The sequence below is a fragment of the Streptomyces sp. NBC_01717 genome (assembly GCF_036248255.1).
Taxonomy (GTDB): Bacteria; Actinomycetota; Actinomycetes; order Streptomycetales; family Streptomycetaceae; genus Streptomyces.
Map to the genome: position 1 here is coordinate 3,780,942 of NZ_CP109178.1, position 18,615 is coordinate 3,799,556.

16 protein-coding genes are annotated in these 18,615 nt (G+C 69.1%); 3 read left to right on the forward strand and 13 right to left on the reverse strand.

The window, feature by feature from the left end; translation table 11 throughout:
* Window positions 1-50: 50 nt before the first annotated feature.
* The 9 genes from OHB49_RS16915 to OHB49_RS16955 form a co-directional block, all read right to left on the reverse strand.
* Window positions 51-1,367: a sensor histidine kinase gene (locus tag OHB49_RS16915; protein WP_329161242.1), complete on the reverse strand. Its 1,317-nt coding sequence runs from the start codon at window positions 1,365-1,367 to the stop codon at window positions 51-53.
* Window positions 1,368-1,418: 51 nt separating this feature from the next.
* Window positions 1,419-2,306 carry a DUF5936 domain-containing protein gene (locus tag OHB49_RS16920; RefSeq protein WP_329161245.1) on the reverse strand — a complete coding sequence of 296 codons (888 nt, stop codon included), beginning with the start codon at window positions 2,304-2,306 and terminating at the stop codon, window positions 1,419-1,421.
* A 14-nt stretch (window positions 2,307-2,320) separates the two neighbouring features.
* Window positions 2,321-3,259: a type II secretion system F family protein gene (locus OHB49_RS16925; protein ID WP_329161247.1), complete on the reverse strand. Its 939-nt coding sequence runs from the start codon at window positions 3,257-3,259 to the stop codon at window positions 2,321-2,323.
* Window positions 3,260-3,269: 10 nt separating this feature from the next.
* Window positions 3,270-4,607, reverse strand: a complete 1,338-nt coding sequence (locus OHB49_RS16930; RefSeq protein WP_030969285.1) for a CpaF family protein — start codon at window positions 4,605-4,607, stop codon at window positions 3,270-3,272.
* A 60-nt stretch (window positions 4,608-4,667) separates the two neighbouring features.
* Window positions 4,668-5,045 carry a TadE/TadG family type IV pilus assembly protein gene (locus OHB49_RS16935; protein WP_329161249.1) on the reverse strand — a complete coding sequence of 126 codons (378 nt, stop codon included), beginning with the start codon at window positions 5,043-5,045 and terminating at the stop codon, window positions 4,668-4,670.
* Between the two features lie 3 nt (window positions 5,046-5,048).
* Window positions 5,049-5,471: a TadE/TadG family type IV pilus assembly protein gene (locus OHB49_RS16940; RefSeq protein ID WP_313938921.1), complete on the reverse strand. Its 423-nt coding sequence runs from the start codon at window positions 5,469-5,471 to the stop codon at window positions 5,049-5,051.
* Between the two features lie 3 nt (window positions 5,472-5,474).
* The gene (locus OHB49_RS16945; RefSeq protein WP_030914843.1) at window positions 5,475-6,776 is read right to left on the reverse strand and encodes an AAA family ATPase; all 1,302 of its coding nucleotides are present in this window, start codon (window positions 6,774-6,776) and stop codon (window positions 5,475-5,477) included.
* Between the two features lie 7 nt (window positions 6,777-6,783).
* Window positions 6,784-7,491 carry a Flp pilus assembly protein CpaB gene (gene cpaB, locus OHB49_RS16950; protein WP_030969280.1) on the reverse strand — a complete coding sequence of 236 codons (708 nt, stop codon included), beginning with the start codon at window positions 7,489-7,491 and terminating at the stop codon, window positions 6,784-6,786.
* A 154-nt stretch (window positions 7,492-7,645) separates the two neighbouring features.
* Window positions 7,646-8,512, reverse strand: a complete 867-nt coding sequence (locus tag OHB49_RS16955) for a hypothetical protein (protein WP_030969278.1) — start codon at window positions 8,510-8,512, stop codon at window positions 7,646-7,648.
* A gap of 726 nt (window positions 8,513-9,238) precedes the next feature.
* Between OHB49_RS16955 and OHB49_RS16960 the strand changes: the two genes are divergently transcribed.
* Window positions 9,239-10,900 (forward strand): chitinase, encoded by a 1,662-nt coding sequence (locus OHB49_RS16960; protein WP_329166510.1) that lies wholly within the window; start codon window positions 9,239-9,241, stop codon window positions 10,898-10,900.
* Between the two features lie 218 nt (window positions 10,901-11,118).
* A complete protein-coding gene (locus tag OHB49_RS16965; RefSeq protein ID WP_329161257.1) occupies window positions 11,119-13,122 on the forward strand; it encodes a serine/threonine-protein kinase in 2,004 nt (667 codons plus the stop codon).
* A gap of 75 nt (window positions 13,123-13,197) precedes the next feature.
* Here the strand turns inward: OHB49_RS16965 and OHB49_RS16970 are convergent, their stop codons facing one another.
* From OHB49_RS16970 to OHB49_RS16985, 4 genes are all read right to left on the reverse strand, one after another.
* Entirely contained in the window at window positions 13,198-14,673 is a 1,476-nt protein-coding gene (locus tag OHB49_RS16970; RefSeq protein WP_030969272.1) for a GntP family permease, read from the reverse strand.
* 135 nt (window positions 14,674-14,808) lie between these two features.
* A complete protein-coding gene (locus tag OHB49_RS16975) occupies window positions 14,809-15,219 on the reverse strand; it encodes a RidA family protein (protein ID WP_030914824.1) in 411 nt (136 codons plus the stop codon).
* A 6-nt stretch (window positions 15,220-15,225) separates the two neighbouring features.
* Window positions 15,226-15,990: an IclR family transcriptional regulator gene (locus tag OHB49_RS16980; protein ID WP_326605479.1), complete on the reverse strand. Its 765-nt coding sequence runs from the start codon at window positions 15,988-15,990 to the stop codon at window positions 15,226-15,228.
* Complete coding sequence (locus OHB49_RS16985; RefSeq protein ID WP_030969268.1) at window positions 15,987-17,075, reverse strand: sugar kinase; 1,089 nt, start codon at window positions 17,073-17,075, stop codon at window positions 15,987-15,989. Before OHB49_RS16985 ends, OHB49_RS16980 begins: the two co-directional genes overlap by 4 nt.
* 138 nt (window positions 17,076-17,213) lie before the next feature.
* Here OHB49_RS16985 and OHB49_RS16990 point away from each other — a divergent pair, with 138 nt between their 5' ends.
* Complete coding sequence (locus OHB49_RS16990; protein ID WP_329161262.1) at window positions 17,214-18,518, forward strand: alanine racemase; 1,305 nt, start codon at window positions 17,214-17,216, stop codon at window positions 18,516-18,518.
* Window positions 18,519-18,615: the final 97 nt, after the last annotated feature.

Below are 18,615 nucleotides of genomic sequence, written 5' to 3' on the forward strand. Positions count from 1 at the left end.
GACCTCCTCTCAGGTTCTTGGGGGGGGTGGGGTGGAGCGGGTCAGTTCGGTCAGTTCAGTTGTGGTGCCTGCGGACCGGCTGCGAGAGCGGCCACCGGAAGCTCCAGGCGTACTTCGGTCCCCTTGGCCGCCTTGCCCTTGCCGATGCGGATACGGGCACCGATGGACGCGGCACGTTCGACCATGCCGACGAGGCCGAAGTGGCCGGCGCGCTTGAGGTCGTCGAGCGTCGTGCCTGGGGGCAGACCGCGCCCGTCGTCGTACACGCTGACGCGCAGGACATCGCCCTTCACGCCGGCCAGCACGATGAGATAGGTCGGGTGGGCATGGCGATGGGCGTTCTCCATCGCTTCGGAGGCGACGGTGAGCAGCTGGCGGGCGACCACCTGCGGCACGAGTGGGACCGGGGTCCCGTTGAGCATCCGGAAGGTGGCCGTGAGCCCGTGTCGCCGGGTGAAGTCGTCTGTCCTGGCCTGGAGTTCGGAAACAACATCCACACCGCCGTCGAGTCCGGAGTCGCGGCGCAGGTCGGAGAGGAGTTCCCGCGACTCCGCCGCTGCCCGGCGGGCGGAGCGGGCGACCAGTTCGGCCTGGTGCTTGACGGTGAGCGGGTCCATCCGGTCGGAGGAGCTGGCCAGGCCGTCGGCGGCCAGCGCCAGGCCGTGCAGGGTCTTGGCCACCGAATCGTGCATCTCGCGGGCGAGCCGGGTGCGCTCGCCCTCGACGGCTTCGTTCACGGCCAGCCGGGCCCTGGTCTCGGTGAGGGCCTGGCTCGCCGTGCCGAACCGGAGGAGGAGATTGCGAAGGGTGACCCCGACGGCGCCCGCGATCACGCAGAAGCCGGGGAGGAGCAGCGAGGTGGCGCCGCCGGCCTCCAGATTCGCATCGGTGCCGTACACGCCGAAGACGATCAGCGTCTGGAGCGCGGCGAACACCGCCGCGCCCCGCCAGCCGTAGACGAGTCCCGCCAGCAGCGGGGTACACACGGTGACGTAGGCGAGAGTGGACTCGGGCGTGGCGGTGACCAGCAGCAGGGCTCCGAACAGCGCGTCGATGCCCAGCAGCCAGGGGTGGCGCAGGAGGACCGGGCCGAAGCGTTCCCAGTCGCGAAAGAGGACGTACGACCCCATGAAGGTGGCGAGGATGGCCGAACCGATCAGCCAGGTGGCCCCGCCCGATGCCGTGCGGTCGATCGCGAACGGCGTGGCTATGGCGATCATCGCGAGCCTGAAGCCGAAGACTTGTCGGCACATGGCCTGGAGCGCGTTGAGCTGGATCGCGAACGCCGGGCGCGAACCGGGGTCGGCGATCGCCTGGCGTACCTCAGCGGTCAGTCCGAGCTGGGAACTGCCGAGCTGGAAAGACATGAGCCTGTCACCTCCCCCTGGTCATCGTGCTCGAGATCCCCGTCAGGCATGTCATCCGCCCGTGAGGAAGCTGAAGTCGACGTTGGCTCCGTACACGAAGCCGACCGTCAGCAGGACCAGGGTTCCCGGGAGCAGGAAGGTCGTGACCGCGAAGGTGGCCTTCGGAACGGCCCTGGCGGCCTTCCGGCGGGCGTTCTGGGCGTCCGTACGCCGCATGTCGTTGGCGATCTGGATCAGCGTGTCGACGATCGGGGCGCCCAGCTCCTCACCCTGCTGGAGCGTGGTCACGAACATCGCGACCTGTTCCGAGTCGTTGCGCTTGCGCAGCTCCTCGAAGGCCTGGCGGCGGCTGACGCCCATGTCCATCTGGCGCAGCGTGATACGGAGTTCGTCGGCCCACGGGCCCTCGTACTTGTCGGCGACGCGCCCCAGAGCCTGGCGGAAGCCGAGGCCCGCCGAGACGACGACGGCCAGGACGTCGAGGAAGTCGGGGAGCGTCCGCTCGATGTGGTCCTTGCGGACCCGGACCGCCGACCAGATGCCGACCTCCACCCAGAACAGACCGAAGCCGATCAGGAGAAGGGAGAGGAAGAGCTGGCCGCGCAGGATCATCGAGAAGGCCCCGAGCAGGCCGAGGGCACCGTAGACGAAGCGGCGGGCGGCGTAGCGGTCGATGGTCAGACCGCCGGGGTTGCCCGCCATGTCGATCTGGCGGCGCTTCTTGTTGACGGCCTTGGGGCCCATCATCCGCAGCACCATGGGGGCCCAGCGCATACCGAGCCGGTCGATGCCGGAACCCACCGCACTGGTGCGGGTGGCGCCGACCTCCAGGGCGATGGCGAGGTCGCCGGGGAGTTTGGCGTCGGCCCGGTACATACGGATGCCGGCGATGGCGCCGAACACCGCGAGACCCACGACGAGCGCAAGCAACAGGTTCATGTCAGCTCCTCCCCTCAGACGTCGATACGGGACATGCGGCGGATCACGATGAATCCGATCGCGTACAGGACGAGGGAGACGATCACGGCGACCTGGCCGATGAGGGCGCCGGTCATCCGGTCGAGTGCGCCCGGCATCACCGCGTTCATCAGGAGCATCGCGCCGAAACCGAAGACCGGGACGGCGTATGCGGTGACGGTCACCTGTGACAGCTGCGTCTTGACCTCACGCCGGGTCTCCTTGCGCTCCTCCAGCGTCTCCGTGAGGTTGCGCAGCGAACTGACGACCGTACCGCCGGCCCGGTTGGACAGGACCAGGGTCGTCACCAGGACGACGAGCTCGCGCGACGGCAGCCGGTCGGTCAGCTCGCTCATCGCGTCGTCGAGCGCCTCGCCGACGGCGAGGCGGCGGGCGACACGGGCCAGTTCCTCTCCCGCCGGGTTCTCCATCTCGTCCGCCGCCATGCTGATGGCGGTGCGCAGCGCGAGGCCGGCCTGGGTGGCGTTGGCGAGGATGCGGGAGAGCTCGGGCAACTGGTTGATGAAGCGTTCGGTGCGCTTGGTCCGCTGCCAGTTCAGGAAGGCGTTGGTACCCCAGAGGCCGATGAGCGCCGCGACCGGGCCGAAGAAGCTGGCGAGGATCGACGAGGCGGTCATCCAGAGTGCGGCCATGGCGACGAGCGCGTAGACGAAGAACTCGCCCGGGGTGATTTCCAGACCCGTGGCGGCGAGCTTCAGCTCCAGCTTGCGGCCCAGGCCCGTCTTCCGCAGCCTGCGGTCGACGCCCTGGAAGCGGCGGTGTCGCCCGGCTGCCGGGATCTGGCCGGTGTGCGACAGCCGGTCGACGAGGGCGTCCCGGTCGGCCTTCCCGCCGGAGTAGGCGTGCAGGCCCATGACGCCTGTCACTCCGAAGAGCAGCGTGACGCCGATCGTGAGCAGAGGGAGATTGTTCATGGCGCGGTACCTACTTGGCCTCTCGGGTGGCGAGCTGTTCGTCGGACGCGGCGACTCCGAAGGCCTGCGGGATGGGCTGGCTGGCCATGTAGAGACGGTCGGCGATCTTGCGCGGGAGCGGGAGGTACTGGAACTGGCCGTAGATCCGCCCGTCGGCGGCCATCGGCTGGGCGTTGAACCGGGCGACGGACACGATGCGGTAGGCGTCGCGGCCGTGCGAGTCGAGGACGGCGATCTCGGTGACCTTGCGGGAACCGTCTGCGTGCCGGGTGAGCTGGACGATGACGTCGACGGCGCTGTTGATCTGGTCGTGCAGCGCCTCGAACGGGATCTTGATCTCGGACATCGAGGCCAGGGTCTGCAGACGCATGAGCGCGTCCTCGGCGTTGTTGGCGTGGACGGTGGCGAGCGAACCGTCGTGACCCGTCGACATCGCCTGGAGCATGTCGAGCGACTCGCCGCCACGGACCTCACCGACGACGATCCGGTCGGGCCGCATACGCAGGGAGTTACGGACCAGGTCACGGATGGTGATCTGCCCCTTCCCCTCGACGTTCGCCGGGCGGGACTCCAGCCGGATCACATGGCTCTGCTGGAGCTGCAGCTCGGCGGAGTCCTCGATGGTGACGATGCGCTCATGGTTCGGAATCAGTCCGGAGAGCGCGTTGAGGAGTGTCGTCTTACCCGTACCGGTGGCACCGGAGACGATGATGTTGAGCTTGGCCTGGACGAGCCCGGACAGCAGGATCAGCATCTGCTCGTCGAGCGAGCCGACGTTGATCATCTCCTGCAGCGTGAACGCACGCGGGAACCGTCGAATGGTGAGCGTCGCGCCGGTCAGGGACAGCGGCGGAATGATCACGTTGACTCGCTCACCGCTGGGCAGTCGCGCGTCGACCATCGGATTCTGCTCGTCCACACGGCGGTTGACGGTCGACACGATGCGCTCGATGGTCTGCATGAGCTGCTCGTGCGAACCGAACCGCATCGGGAGCTGCTCGACCTTGCCGCTGCGCTCGACGAAGATCTGGTCCGGTCCGTTCACCATGATTTCGGTGATGGACGCGTCCTCGAGGAGCGGCTCCAGGATGCCGAGGCCGAGGGCCTCGTCGACGACACGGCGGATCAGCTGGGTGCGTTCGACAGTCGAGAGGACCGGGCCCTCACGGCTGATGATGTGGCTGAGTACGCGCTCCAGGCGGGCCCGCCGGTCGGCGGCGGCCAGCGAGGACATCTCCGCGAGGTCGATCTCCTCGAGCAGCTTGGCGCGGTAGGTCGCCACCATGTGGCTGTCCTCCCGCCCCCCGCTGTTCTTCTCGGGGGCGGTGATGCGGGCCCGCAGGCTCATTCCGTAACTCCCTTGGTCCGACGTGCAGATGGTGCTCCGGCCGCGCGATGCGGGGCTCGGTCACTCCCGAGGGAAGGTGGAGCTTCGCTCGGCGTATCCCCAGCTGAGTCCAGGAACGACGGAGGGGATCTTGACGCGTGCGGTGTAGGTCACCTCGTCGATGCCATAGCTCGGGATGAAACTCGAGTCCCTGCGGTCGTCGCTCAGCCAGTCGCTCATCGCTTCCCGGCCCGCCTCTTCGGGAAGCGTCAGCGGCATGTCGTGGCTGGCCGTACGGGCCGCCGCACGGGCTCCCGTGCCGGCCTGGTTGGCCGTGTACGCGGCCACGCCCAGCTGGATCGCCAGGAGACCCACCAGGAGCAGCAGCGGGATGAAGCCCATGTACTCGATGGCCACCTGGCCACGGTCGCGGCGGGATGTGCCTGTGCGCTCGCTCATCGGTCAGCCCTCCGTCGGCGACGCGGCTTCGCCGGTGATCGTCATCGGCCAGTTGAGTACGCCCGGCACCAGGACCGGCACCTTCAGGCTGACCTCGGCCTTGTACAGAGTGGGCGTCGCCCGGCAGTCCGTTCTCGACTTGCTTTCCCAGGCGTCTGGCAGGTCCTCCCTGGCCGCGCGCTTGCAGGCCAGCGTCGGAAGGTACTCGGCCCCGGTACCCGCTCTGGCCGCCTCGTCAGCCGCGTTCGACGCCAGGCTGAACGTGTAGCCGATCAGCGCGCACTGCCAGAGCGCGATCAGTAACAGGATGATCAGCGGCGTGACGCCCACGAACTCGATCGCGGTCTGGCCGCGATCTTGCTCACGGAAGGAATCACCGTCACGCCTCCTCCGTATCCTCAGGCCTCTCATCTCGGTGGCTGCCATCGGTCAACGTGTCCCCTCGGTCGTCCCACGGCCCCCGGAGTCACCGTCGCGCCGTCTGCGCGGGCGTCCGATGGAGCCTCGGTCGTTCTTGAACTTTCCGGCGTTCTTCCCGCCGCTCCTGTCTGCGCCGGCGGGGAGTTTCACGATCCCCAGCTCTCCGGCCAGGCCCCAGAGCGCCTGCTTCACGGTGCTCTTGGCGTCGAGTTCGTGCATCCGGCCCGCGTCGACGGCGCCCTGGAGTTCCTTGAAGTTCGCGGGAACCGCCGTGTTCGCCATCCGGGTCCCGGTGATCTTCTCGATCAGCGGCGGCTGGATCTCGGTGTTGCGGATGAACCGGTTGACGAGCGTGAGCGTCTCCTCCGCCTTACGGATCTGGAGTCGCTCCCACATCCGTACGGTGCGCTTCGCGCCGCGCACCGCGATCACGTCCGGGGTGGTGACCAGCACCGCCGTGTCGGCCATTTCGATGGCTGCCGCGCCGGCGCCCTGGAGCTGACTGCCGCAGTCGATGACCACCACCTCGTACCGCGAACGCAGCGCGCTGACGATCTGGCGGGCCGACCGGTCGCTGACCTCCTCGCCGCGCTCACCCTCGCCGGGCGCCAGCAGCAGGGCGAGCCCCGTGCTGTGGCTGAACACGGCGTCGGACAGGACGCGGGGCGATATGTCGGCGATCGCCGCCAGGTCGACGATGGAGCGCCGGAACTGCACGTCGAGGTACGAGGCGATGTCGCCGGACTGGAGGTCCATGTCGACCAGCGCGACGGTTTGCCCCGACGCCTGTGACGCCAGGGCGAGTTGGACCGCCGTGACGGTCGCCCCCACACCGCCCTTGGCGCCGCTCACGGTGATGACGGTGCCGCCGGGGCCGGTGAAGACGTCACCTCCGCTGCCCAGGTGACGGCGTACCCCGACCGACCACTGGGCGGCGGACTGGACCCGGTTGGCGAGTTCCTCGTAGCTCACCGGCAGGGTGACCAGGCCACGGGCGCCCGATTCCATCGCCGCGGAGAACAGCCCGGGGCTGGCATCCGCGGTGATCAGCACGACCCCGATGGCGGGGAAGCGCAGGGATACCTCCCGGATCAGCTCCAGAGCCGGCACCGGACCGATCCGCTCATGGACCAGCACGACCTCGGGCAGCTCGTCGAGCGACTCACCCGCGAGGCGGGCGAGGGTGTCGATGAGCTGCGTCGAGTCGCCGACCGGTGCGGCCGGCTCTGCGTCGGGAAGCTGGCTGAGCAGGGTGGTGACGGATCTGGCCGCGTCGGGGTCACCGACGGCCGGGAGGATCCTTGTGGTCATTCGATCCTCACTTGTCCTTGTCGAGCGTGTAGGTGCGGTCGCCCGGTCGAATGGTGCTGTCGCTGCCGGAGGCCAGGAGCGCGAGGCGTACGTGCTCCGCGAAGGACTCGGCGTAGGCGATGCGCTGGGTGTCGAGCGTGTTGAGCGCGAACGTGATGGGGACGGCCTCGGTACCCATGTTCGACTTGGCGTCCCGGCCGGGCTCCAGGGCGGTCAGCTTGCCGACGTCCAGCACCTTGGCGTTGGAGACGATGACCTTCGACTGGGACGGGGCGCCGTCCTGCTCGCCGGCGAACGTGGCGTAGATGTTGACCGTCGCACCGGGGGTGATCTTGCCGGCGACACCGGTGGCGGCGTCGATCATGATGGCGATCTCCTGCTCACCGGGCTGCAGTTCGGGACTCTTCTGCATCATGTCCGACTGGAGCAGCGAGCCCTTGCGCAGCTGTGTGACGGCGATCTTCCCGTTGACTTCGGAGAGGTCGGTCACGGCGTTGGTCGACAGCCAGCGCTTCGGCATCTTGATCTTCTCGAACTGTCCGGAGGACAGCGCCGTGTAGGGGGCGATGTCGGACTTCAGCTGGTAGGCCGACACCTCGGGGCCGACCTTCGAGTTGACGTCACTGATCACCGAGAGCACGCCGGCGAAGGCGCCGAAGGCGCACAGGACTGACAGGAGCAGGAGTATCACGCCGCGGCGCTGGCGGGAGTTCATGGGCCGGACAACCTCGTTCGTATCGGATGCGTGGGGCAGCGGACAGAAGGATGCGCGGTGACTGGGCGTACGTCTGGGAGTCGGTCGGGATTCGTGTCGGGGACTGTGCCTGTACGACGTCTGCATCTACGCGTGTCGCGGAAATGCACGGACGTCACGACCGTGGCTGCACGGCCGCTCCTTGGTTCAGGACACTCCCGGGGTGCATTCGGTTCTCGGGTGGAGGAAGTGGTGAGGAACAGAACCCGCAACGATCTCCGATGAGTTCCATTCCGCACCAGTGACAGTTCTCGCGCCTTACGGAGGCAACCAGTTGGTACAGAACGGAGATGTCCGGAAGATAGGCGGCAAATTCCACCAGCTTTCCGGTTCCCCACCAGCGGGAGGAGTCAGAAGGCAGAGTGGCCTCCTGGATGGCCTGGACCTTCCAGGCGGGAGCCAGGGTCTTGTGCACCCAGTCCGACTGCGACTGGCCCTTGGCGATCAGCAGATGCGTTCCGAACTCCGGCCCGGACGGCGGCTCCACGGCCGGGCCGACCTTGACGAGCTGCGGGTTCGGCCCCGCGACCACGGCGAACTGGGAGCCCGGCACCCACGATTTGGCATGCGTCTTGAGACTGACCGGAACCCGGTCCAGCTTGGTGACCGAGTTCAGCAGGGCGCCCGCGTGGATGTAGTGCGTCAGCAGCCGGGCGGCGGAGGCGACCACCCCGGGACTGAAGTCGCAGATCGACAACTGGCGCAACTGTCTTACGAGTACGGCGATGCCGAGCGGCGGGAGATCCACCTTGAGCAGAGCTATGCGGTCGCTCTCCAGGACCGATCTGACGGAATGCAGCCTGCGCTCGTGGGCGGCCGGCAGTCCGGCCGCGTAGACGGCGACGACATAGCCGTGCTGCTCCAGCAGCACATGCATGTCACTGATCGCCAGATCCATCGTCTGGTCTTCCGGAGCCTGCAGCAAGGCCGCCGTGGGTGTCTGCTGGTCGGTCGGTGGCAGCACAAGATCAGCACTGGTCACTGCTATTGCGGTCGGCACGCTGGTCCCCGTTCGGCTCCGGCCACCGTCGCGCTGACGGCGGCCGCAATCGCTCCTGCTCCGTGCTTCTGCCACAGCACTTTATCCACGTCTTACCAGCCAGAGAACACCTTTCGTGGACCAGTACAGCTACATCCGGGCAACACGCTCGCGACAGGCGGGCGACAGCCAGGTGCGAAATCGGGCGAAACAGAGAGTGGTTAACTCCTGTACCACTGCGGAGGGTTACCGAAACGCGTTCCGATTTTCTCCGGCCTGAATTCATTCGCGCACGTCAGAATGGATCTCGGGCGCTGGTGCCCCATTCCGGAGGCGAGAATTCCGTCACCGTCCGGCCACCCAGGCCGCCCCGGCCCCCCGTCCGCCCGACTCGCCCACGAGAGAGCCCGGTCGGGCCGGCGAAGGACACCCGCAGCGATCCGGACCCCGGCCGGCGCACTCCTGCCGCGCCCCTCACCGGAACCCATGACCGCCAGAGGTCTTGACAACTCGATTGGTCTGGACCAGCTTTGTCGGCCAACGGTGGCCACCGTTCTTCAACGCACCTCCATACGCAGCACGTTCAGTCCCGTGTCGCACCCCCGGCACCCGCCTGCACCCCGATGCATCCCCCTGCATCCCCGACTCCCCCACGGAGGCAAGCACGTGGAACGCTCATCCGGCACCCGGCACGGCAGACGCCGCATCCGCCCGGTCCTCGGCTCCGTCATGGCCGTCGTCGCCGCAGCCGCGCTGACCTTCACCGGCCTCGTCGGCACCGCCCAGGCCGCCGACGTCAACAACGCCAAGAACGCGGGCTTCGAGTCCGGACTCGCCAACTGGACCTGTTCCAACGGCAGCGGCACCACCGTCTCCTCCCCCGTGCACGGGGGAGCCGCGGCCCTGAAGGCGACCCCGGCCGGCCAGGACAACGCCCAGTGCACACAGGCCGTGGCCGTGAAGCCGAACTCCACGTATGCCCTCAGCGGCTGGGTGCAGGGCGGATACACCTACATCGGCGCGACCGGCACCGGAACGACCGACGTGTCGACCTGGACCCCCGACACCAGCGGCTGGACCAAGATCTCCACCAGCTTCACCACCGGTCCGAGCACCACCTCGGTGACCGTATACCTCCACGGCTGGTACGGGCAGGCCCCCTACCTCGCCGACGACATCTCCGTCACCGGCCCGGACGGGGGCGGCGGCGGTGACCCGGCACCGACCGTGCCCGCCACCCCGGCCGGACTCACGGTGGGCTCCGTGACCTCGTCCTCCGTGGCCCTGTCCTGGAACGCGGTGTCCGGCGCGACGGGCTACAACGTCTACCAGAACGGCACCAAGGTGCAGTCGGTGAGCGGGGCCTCGGCCACCGCGACGGGACTGGCCGCCTCGACCTCGTACTCCTTCCAGGTGTCCGCGACCAACGCGGCCGGTGAGTCCGCCAAGTCAACGGGGGTGACCGGTACCACCTCGGCCACCGGTGGCGGCGGGGGCGGCGGTACCGTGCCCAAGCACGCGGTGACCGGCTACTGGCAGAACTTCAACAACGGCGCCACCGTCCAGAAGATCAGCGACGTCCCGGCCAACTACGACATCATCGCGGTCTCCTTCGCCGACGCGACCGGCACTCCGGGCGGCGTCACCTTCAACCTCGACTCGGCTGGGCTCGGCGGCTACACCGTCGACCAGTTCAAGGCCGACATCAAGGCCAAGCAGGCGGCCGGCAAGTCCGTGATCATCTCGATCGGCGGCCAGAACGGCACCGTCTCGATCAACGACGCCACCTCCGCGACGAACTTCGCGAACTCCGTCTACTCGATGATGCAGACGTACGGCTTCGACGGGGTCGACATCGACCTGGAGAACGGCCTCAACTCCACCTACATGACGCAGGCGCTCAGGTCCCTCTCGTCGAAGGCGGGCTCCAAGCTCGTCATCACGATGGCGCCGCAGACCATCGACATGCAGTCGACCTCGAACGAGTACTTCAAGACGGCACTCAACATCAAGGACATCCTGACCGTCGTCAACATGCAGTACTACAACAGCGGTTCGATGCTCGGCTGCGACGGCAAGGTCTACTCGCAGGGCTCGGTGGACTTCCTCACCGCGCTCGCCTGCATCCAGCTGGAGGGCGGGCTCTCGCCGGCCCAGGTCGGACTCGGACTGCCGGCCTCGACCAGTGGCGCGGGCAGCGGCTACGTCTCCCCCACGATCGTGAACAACGCCCTGGACTGCCTGGCCCGCGGCACCAACTGCGGTTCGTTCAAGCCGTCCAGGGCGTACCCGGGGCTGCGCGGTGCGATGACCTGGTCGACCAACTGGGACGCCAAGTCGGGCAACGCCTGGTCGAACGCGGTGGGCCCGCACGTGCACGGCCTGCCGTAACCACCGTCCGGTATCAGTGACCAGTAGCGCCGCCGCTCCCCCGGCGGCGCTGCTGCATGTCCGCGTCCGGGTGCCGGCTTGCGACCTCCGGTCTCCTCCTCGCCGGGATTTCCTTGCGGGAAACGGAAGTTGCGGACCTGGTACAGAGGGAGTCGTGGCACGTTCCGACCCCTCGTGGGACCCTGTTCACCGCGCGATGAAGTGACGGGGGGAGCTACATGGCGGGGGCACGGCTGGAAGGCCTGAGCGAGAGCGATCCGGCAGCACTCGGGGCGAACCGGCTGCTCGGCCGGCTGGCGTCCGGCGGCATGGGGCGGATCTACCTCGCGCAGGCCGCCGACGGGCAGCTCGTGGCGGTCAAGACGCTGCTGGCCGAGGGTGAGGTCAGCGACATCGACCGGCGCCGGTTCGCCCGCGAGGTGAAGCTGGCGCAGCGGATCGACAGCGCGTTCACGGCACGGGTACGGGAAGCGGATCCGGACGCCGAGCAGCCCTGGATGGCCATCGATTACATCGCCGCGCCGGCCCTCTCCGAACTGGTGCGTGCCGCAGGGGTGTTACCCGCGTCGGCGGTACGGTGGCTGGCTGCCGGAACGGCCGAGGCGCTCGTCACGCTGCACCGCGAGGGCATCATCCACCGGGATGTGAAGCCGCAGAACATCCTGCTTCCGCTGACGGGCCCCCGGCTGATCGACTTCGGCATCTCACACGCCAGCGATCTCACCCGGACCAGCCTCACTCTCGGAACCATCGCCTTCACCTCACCCGAGCAGGCACGCGGCGAGACGTCGACGGCGGCGTCCGACGTGTACTCGCTGGGCGCGACACTCTTCCACCTCACCACGGGGCGGCCGCCGTACCGCGCCGACGGGGACACCCTCGCCCTGCTGGCACGGGTGCAGCGCGGTGAACTGGATCTCGACGGGCTGCCGAAGGAACTCGTACCTCTCATCCGTCCCTGTCTGGCGGTACACCCGGCGGACCGCCCCGCACCGGCGGACGTGCTGCATCAGTTCCGCCAGGCGATGGCCGGACTACCGCTCTCGCAGAGCGGGAGCCGCTGGCTGCCGCCCCGCTGGACAGCACTGATCGAGGTGTACGAACGCCAGAGTCACGCCCTGCGGCGCGGCGCGGCGGCGGGCCCCGATGACCTGACCGTCGATCAGCGGACATCGGCGGTACCGCGTCCCGGCCGGACCCAGATGTACACCCGGGACGCGGAGGCGGACGCGGAGGCGGAGGCCGTACGGGCCCGGGCGCAACGCGAGCGGGAACAGGAACGGGAGAGGGAGCAGGAACGCGAACGGGCGGCGCGCGAGCAGGAGCGTGCGGAACGCGAACGGGCCGAGAAGCAGGCCGCCCGCGATCAGGCCGCGCGTCTCAAGGCCGAACGCGCCGCGGAGCAGAGACGCGCCGAGCAGAGCCGCCAGGAGCGGGCCCGCAAGCGGGCTTCCACGGCGTCGGCTCAGCCGCCGCCCTTGTCCGTGGCGTCCGTCACCACCCCGCCGGCGAAGAAGGGATCTTCGAGCGGCTGGTGGCTCATCCCGCTGATCTTCTTCGTCATGGTGGTCTGGCAGCCGTGGGAGTCGGATGCCGGAACCAGCAGCGGCGGCAGCAGCACCTCCAGCAGCAGTGGCTACACGTCGTCGTCCGGTGGCAGCAGCAGTGGCTCGTCCTCCTCCGGCGCCGTCGCGGCCCCCACCCCGACGCCCGATGCCACCGATGCCGCTTTCCGCGCCGTATCGACCGGGGACTGCCTCACGGCGTACGACGACGGCTACGACGACTGGTCCACGACCGCGCCGCGCAGGGTGTCGTGCGGTGCCGCCGACGCCTACACCCGAGTGACGTCGGCGCGGAAAGGGATCAGCTTCGCGGACTGCCCGACCGGTAACGGGCGTTCGTACTGGTACCACATGGGCTCGGTGTCGGACTTCACCGTGTCGCTCTGCCTGGAGCGCCAGTTCCGCACGGGCCAGTGCTTCGTGGCCAAGGTCAGCAACACCTCCGTCACCAAGTCGCTCCTCATGAACGTCTGGAGCTGCGACGCGGCCAAGGTTCCCTCCGGCTACAACGCGACCTTGCAGATCACCGGTTACCACCGGGCGCAGAAGAGCTATCCGCGGGGCTACTGCGCCCGGAGCCAGGGAGACCGGAACAGCTATTGGATCTACGACGTGGACGGCGGGAAGAACGTCCTGTGCACGACACAGACCGACTGAGCCCCGCCGTCGGCCGGCCCTGGGGGGCTGTCGTCCGGATCAGGCGCGAGCCCACCGTGATCCGGATGAGAGGCCCTAGATCACCAGGCTCAGCAGCGCCGCCACCGCGAAGCCCGCCACCGACAGGACCGTTTCCAGGACCGTCCAGGACTTCAGGGTGTCGCGTTCGGTGATGCCGAAGTACTTCGACACCATCCAGAAGCCGCCGTCGTTGACGTGCGAGGCGAAGATCGAACCCGCCGAGATCGCCATGATGATCAGCGCCAGATGCGCCTGCGACATGCCCTGGCCCTCGACCAGCGGCACGACGATGCCCGCCGTGGTGACGATCGCGACCGTCGCCGAACCCTGGGCGACGCGCAGGACGACGGATATCAGCCAGGCCAGCAGGATGACCGGCAGGCCGACGTCGTTGAACGTGTCGGCGAGCGCGTCCGCGATGCCGCTGCCCTTCAGGACGGCACCGAAGATGCCGCCCGCGCCGACGACCAGCAGGATGTTGCCGACCGGCTTCAGCGACGAAGTGGACACCGCCTCCAGGGACTTGCGGGACCAGCCGCGCCGGATGCCCAGCAGGTAGTACGCGAGGAGCAGCGCGATCGAGAGGGCGACGAACGGGTTACCGAAGAACTCGATGACCGAGCGGACGGTGGAGGGATCCAGGGCGATGGAGGAGAACGTCGCGGCGAGGATCAGCACCAGCGGGGTGCCGATGATCGTCAGTACGGTGGCGAGCCCGACCGGCTCCTCGCGCGGGGAGACACCGGAGGCCCGCTGCTCGGCGACGACCGCGGCCTTCGACTCCTCGGCGGCCTCGACCATGTCCTGCGGGACCTCGACGAAGATCCGCTTCCCGATCCAGGCGGCGTAGACCCAGGCGGCGAGGACGGACGGGATGCCGACGACGGCGCCCATGAGGATGACCCAGCCGAGCGAGACGTGGAAGAGACCTGCGGCGGCGACGGGTCCCGGGTGCGGCGGCAGGAAGGCGTGGGTCATCGAGAGACCGGCGAGCAGCGGCATCGCGTACAGCAGGATCGACTTGCCGGACCGCTTCGCGGCGGCGTACACGATCGGCGCGAGGACGAAGATGCCGACGTCGAAGAAGACCGGGATACCGAAGATGAGGCCGGTCAGGCCCATGGCGAGCGGGGCCCGCTTCTCACCGAAGAGGTTCAGCAGGCGGGCGCTCAACACCTCGGCTCCGCCGGAGACTTCGAGGATCGCGCCGAGCATCGTACCGAGGCCGATGATGATCGCGACATGGCCGAGGATGCCGCCCATGCCGGACTCGATGACGGAGACGGCGGCGGATTTCTGCACCGTGCCGAAGAGCTCGGTGACGGAGAGACCGGCGCCCAGGCCGACGGCTATGGAGACGGCGAGCAGCGCGACGAACGGCTGCAGCCTGACCTTGATGATCAGGAAGAGGAGGAGCGCGATTCCGAGGGTGGCGACGGTCAGCAGACCGGCGGTGCCGTCGATCAGGAGGAGGAGTCCACCGGTGTGGGGTGGTGTCTCGACCGGAGGTGGCGTGGCGGCGAGCAGCATGGGACGACTCCGTGGTGTGGGGGTCCTTCGGGCAGGGTGGGGCGCGGCACGGCGTCCCGGTCGTGCGGGGCGCCGTGCCGTGTGGCGTGGTGCTGCGGTGCGGCAAGCGGATCAGCCGTGGATGGGTCGGCTCGTTCAGCTCAGGACGGCGAGCGCGTCGATCTCGATCAGCAGGCCCTTGGGGAGGCCGACGTAGACCGTCGTACGGGCGGCGGGGGCCTCCTTGAGGTTCTGCTCGCCGAAGTACGCGTTGTAGATCTCGTTCATCTCCGCGAAGTGGTCCACGTCCGTGAGGTAGACGCGCATCATCATCACGTCGTCCCAGCTCGCGCCGCCCTCCTCCAGGATCGCCTTGACATTGGCGAACGTCTGGAGGGTCTGTTCACGCAGCGTCGGACCGGCCGGGGTCGGCGCCTGGCCCTCGACGGCGGGCAGGAAGCCGACCTGGCCGGCGACCTGGAGGATGTTCCCCTTCTTCACGCCGTGCGAGAACTTGGCGGGCGGGGCGGTGTGGGTGCTGGGGGTGAGGGCGGTCTTCTCGGTCATGACGGTTCAGGCCTTCTTGGGTTGGGGGGTGGGCGTGCCGGAGTACTCCCGGGTGATGGCGTCGGCGGTGCGGCGCACCAGCGGGAGCAGGGTGAGGAGTTCCTCGGCCGTGACGACGACGTTCGGCGCGGACACCGACATGGCGGCGACGACGCGGCCGTCCGCGCCGCGGATGGGAGCGCCGATGCAGTTGATGGACTCCTCGTGGCCGCCGAGATCGGTGGCCCAGCCCTGTTCGCGGACGGCAGCGAGCTCCTTGAGGAACGCGCCGGCGTTCGGGATCGAACGGGACGTGTACATGGGGTAGTCGAGCTTCTCGGCGATCGCACGCCGTTCCGGCTCGGTCAGGTCGGCGAGCAGCAGCTTGGCGACGGCGGCGACGGTGATCGCGACGGGCTTGCCGATCCGGGAGTACATCCTGACCGGGTAGCGGCTCTCGACCTTGTCGATGTACAGGACCTCGTGCTCCTCGTACACCGCGAGATGGACGGTGTGCCCGCACTGTTCGTTGAGCTCGACGAGGTGGGGGTGGGCGATCTCGCGTACGTCGAGGTTCTCGACGGCCTCCTGCGCCAGGGCGAACAGGCGGGCTCCGAGGCGGTAGCGCTGATCCTGCTGGCGGTAGACGAGTCCGTGCTCGTGGAGCGTACGGAGCAGGCGCAGCGCGGTGGACTTGTGGACGCCGAGGCGGTCGGCGACCTGGCCGAGATCGGCGGGGCCCTGGGCGAGGAGCGGAAGGATGCTCAGCGCGCGGTCGACGGTCTGACTCATGGGGTGGGTACCTCCTCGGATGCCCGATCGGCCGCTGTCCAGCCGGGGCCGAGACGAAGTGTCTCCCAGGCGGTGTCGTCGAGAGCCACCAGCCGGTCGGCGTGGGCACGGGCCGGAGGGTCGGTGAGGTCGCCGGGAACGGTGAGGACGGCGGCGGCCATCAGGTGCCCGTGCCGGACGCGGTCCCGTACGGGCAGGTCGCGGAGGGTGGCCGAGAGGAACCCGGCCGCAAAGGCGTCCCCGGCGCCGACGGGGGCGACGACGTCCACGCGCAGGGCGGGGACGGTGGTGACACTCTCGGGCCCGCCGGCGACGGAGGAGCGGGATCCGGGGCGGGGCCCCGAAAAGACCGTCGCCCCCTCGGCCCCCCGCTTCACGACCAGCACCCCGGGCTCCGGCAGCGCCGCACGGATCGCCTCCGCGCCGTGCAGCCCCCACGCCTCCTCCGCCTCGTCCTCACCGACGAAGACGAGGTCGGAGCGGCGGGCCAGGTCGAGGAGCACGGCCGGTGCCGCGTCGCCGTCGCGCCACAGCCCCGTCCGGTGGTTCACGTCGAAGGAGATCAGCGGGCGTCCGGGGCGGGGCGCCGTCAGCGAGTGGAGCAAGGACAGGCAGTCCGCGGACAGCGCCGCCGTGATCCCGGACAGGTGCAGGATGCGGCCGCAGAGCGCGTCCTCGGCCGGGACGTTCGCCGGGGACATCGCCGATGCCGCGGACCCGGCCCGGTAGTACGCGACCTCGTGCGTGTCGGTCGCCCGGTCGGTCGCCGTGCGGAAGTAGATGCCTGTGGGGCGGTCCGGGTCGCGCTCGACCGCCGATGTGTCGACGCCGTACCGGGAGATCGCCTCGACCAGATGGTCGCCGAACCCGTCCGCACCGACGCGGCTGACCCACTTCGCCCGGTGCCCCGCCGCCGCGAGCGCACAGGCGACATTGGACTCGGCGCCCCCGATCGCACGGCCGAAGGACGGCACGTCGGCGAGGCGTCCGGGCTGCGAGGGCAGGAACGTCACCATGGACTCGCCGAGGCAGACGACATCGCTCGTCGTGGCGGCGTGGGCCGCCCCCGCTGCGGGTCCGGACACTCTGGGCTCCTCGATGATCAGCGTTCGGCGCCGGTGTTCACCATTGACCCGGCGTCGGCTCGGATGTTAGACAGCGTTAAGCGATATGCGCAATGACTGTTGCATATGTTGCAACGATTACTTCTTGAGGAGGCTCCCTTGGCCGCCGACCACCCGGTCACCCCGGCTGGACTCGCCGAACTCGCCGGACTTTCCGACGAACGGGTCGACCACCGCTTCAAGGCACTCCCGCCCGACGCGGACGGCCTGACCGTCGGCGCCCTGGCCGCCGAACGCCGCAACCTCTTCACCGGCGGCTTCACCACCCCGGTCCTCGCCCTGTCCGCCGAGTCGGTCGAGCACAACCTCGCCCTCCTGGAGACGTACGCGGAACGCCACGGCCTCGCGTTCGCCCCGCACGGCAAGACCTCCATGTCCCCGCAGCTCTTCGCCGACCAGCTGAAGCGCGGCGCGTGGGGCATCACCGCGGCCGTTCCGCACCAGGCGCGGGTCTACCGGGCGTACGGCATCCAGCGGATCTTCCTCGCCAACGAGCTCGTCGACCCGGTGGCGCTGCGCTGGCTGGCCGGTGAGCTGGCGGATGACCCGGAGTTCCGCTTCGTCTGTTACGTGGACTCGGTGCGCGGTGTCGAGCTGATGGACGAGGCCCTGCGCGCCGCGGGCACCTCCCGTCCGGTGGATGTCGTGGTGGAGCTGGGCGCGGGCGAGGGTGCCCGCACCGGTGCGCGCACCGAGGCCGACTGCGCGGCGGTCGCCGACGCGGTGGCTTCGACGGGGACCCTGCGGCTGGTGGGCGTCGCCGGCTACGAGGGCGAGGTGCCGGACGCGTCACCGGAGCGCGTACGGGAATGGCTGCGCCGGCTCGTCGCGCTGGCCGCGGACTTCGACAAGGCGGGCCGGTTCTCCGGTGCGGACGCGGTTCTGGTCAGCGCGGGCGGCAGCGCGTGGTTCGACGCGGTGGCCGAGGTCTTCACGGAGATCCCCGAACTCTCCGCACCGGTGGTGAAGTTGCTGCGCTCAGGTGCGTACGTCTCGCACGACGACGGTCACTACCGGCGGCTCACGCCGTTCAACCGGGTGTCCGAGGAGGGAACGCTGCAGCCGGCCTTCCGGCTCTGGGCGCAGGTCCTGTCGCGCCCCTCCGCCGAGCAGGCGTTCCTCAACGCGGGGAAGCGGGACGCGGCGTACGACCTCGACCTCCCGGAGGCGCAGGTGATCCGGTCCGGGCGCGACGGTTCGGTGCGGGCGGCGACGGGGGTCACGGTCACGGGGCTGTCGGACCAGCACACGTGGGTGCGGACCGAGGCGGGGGCGGAGCTCGAGGTCGGCGACTGGGTGGGGATGGGGCTTTCGCATCCGTGCACATCGTTCGACAAGTGGCAGCTGATTCCGCTGGTCGAGGCGGACGGCACGGTCACGGACTACATCCGCACGTTCTTCTGATCCTTGCGGGGCCGACTCCCACCACTCCGCCCCTTCCCGAAACCGGGCGAAGGGGCGGGGTGGGGTGGGGGAAGCGACACCGTCACCGAAAGGCTGC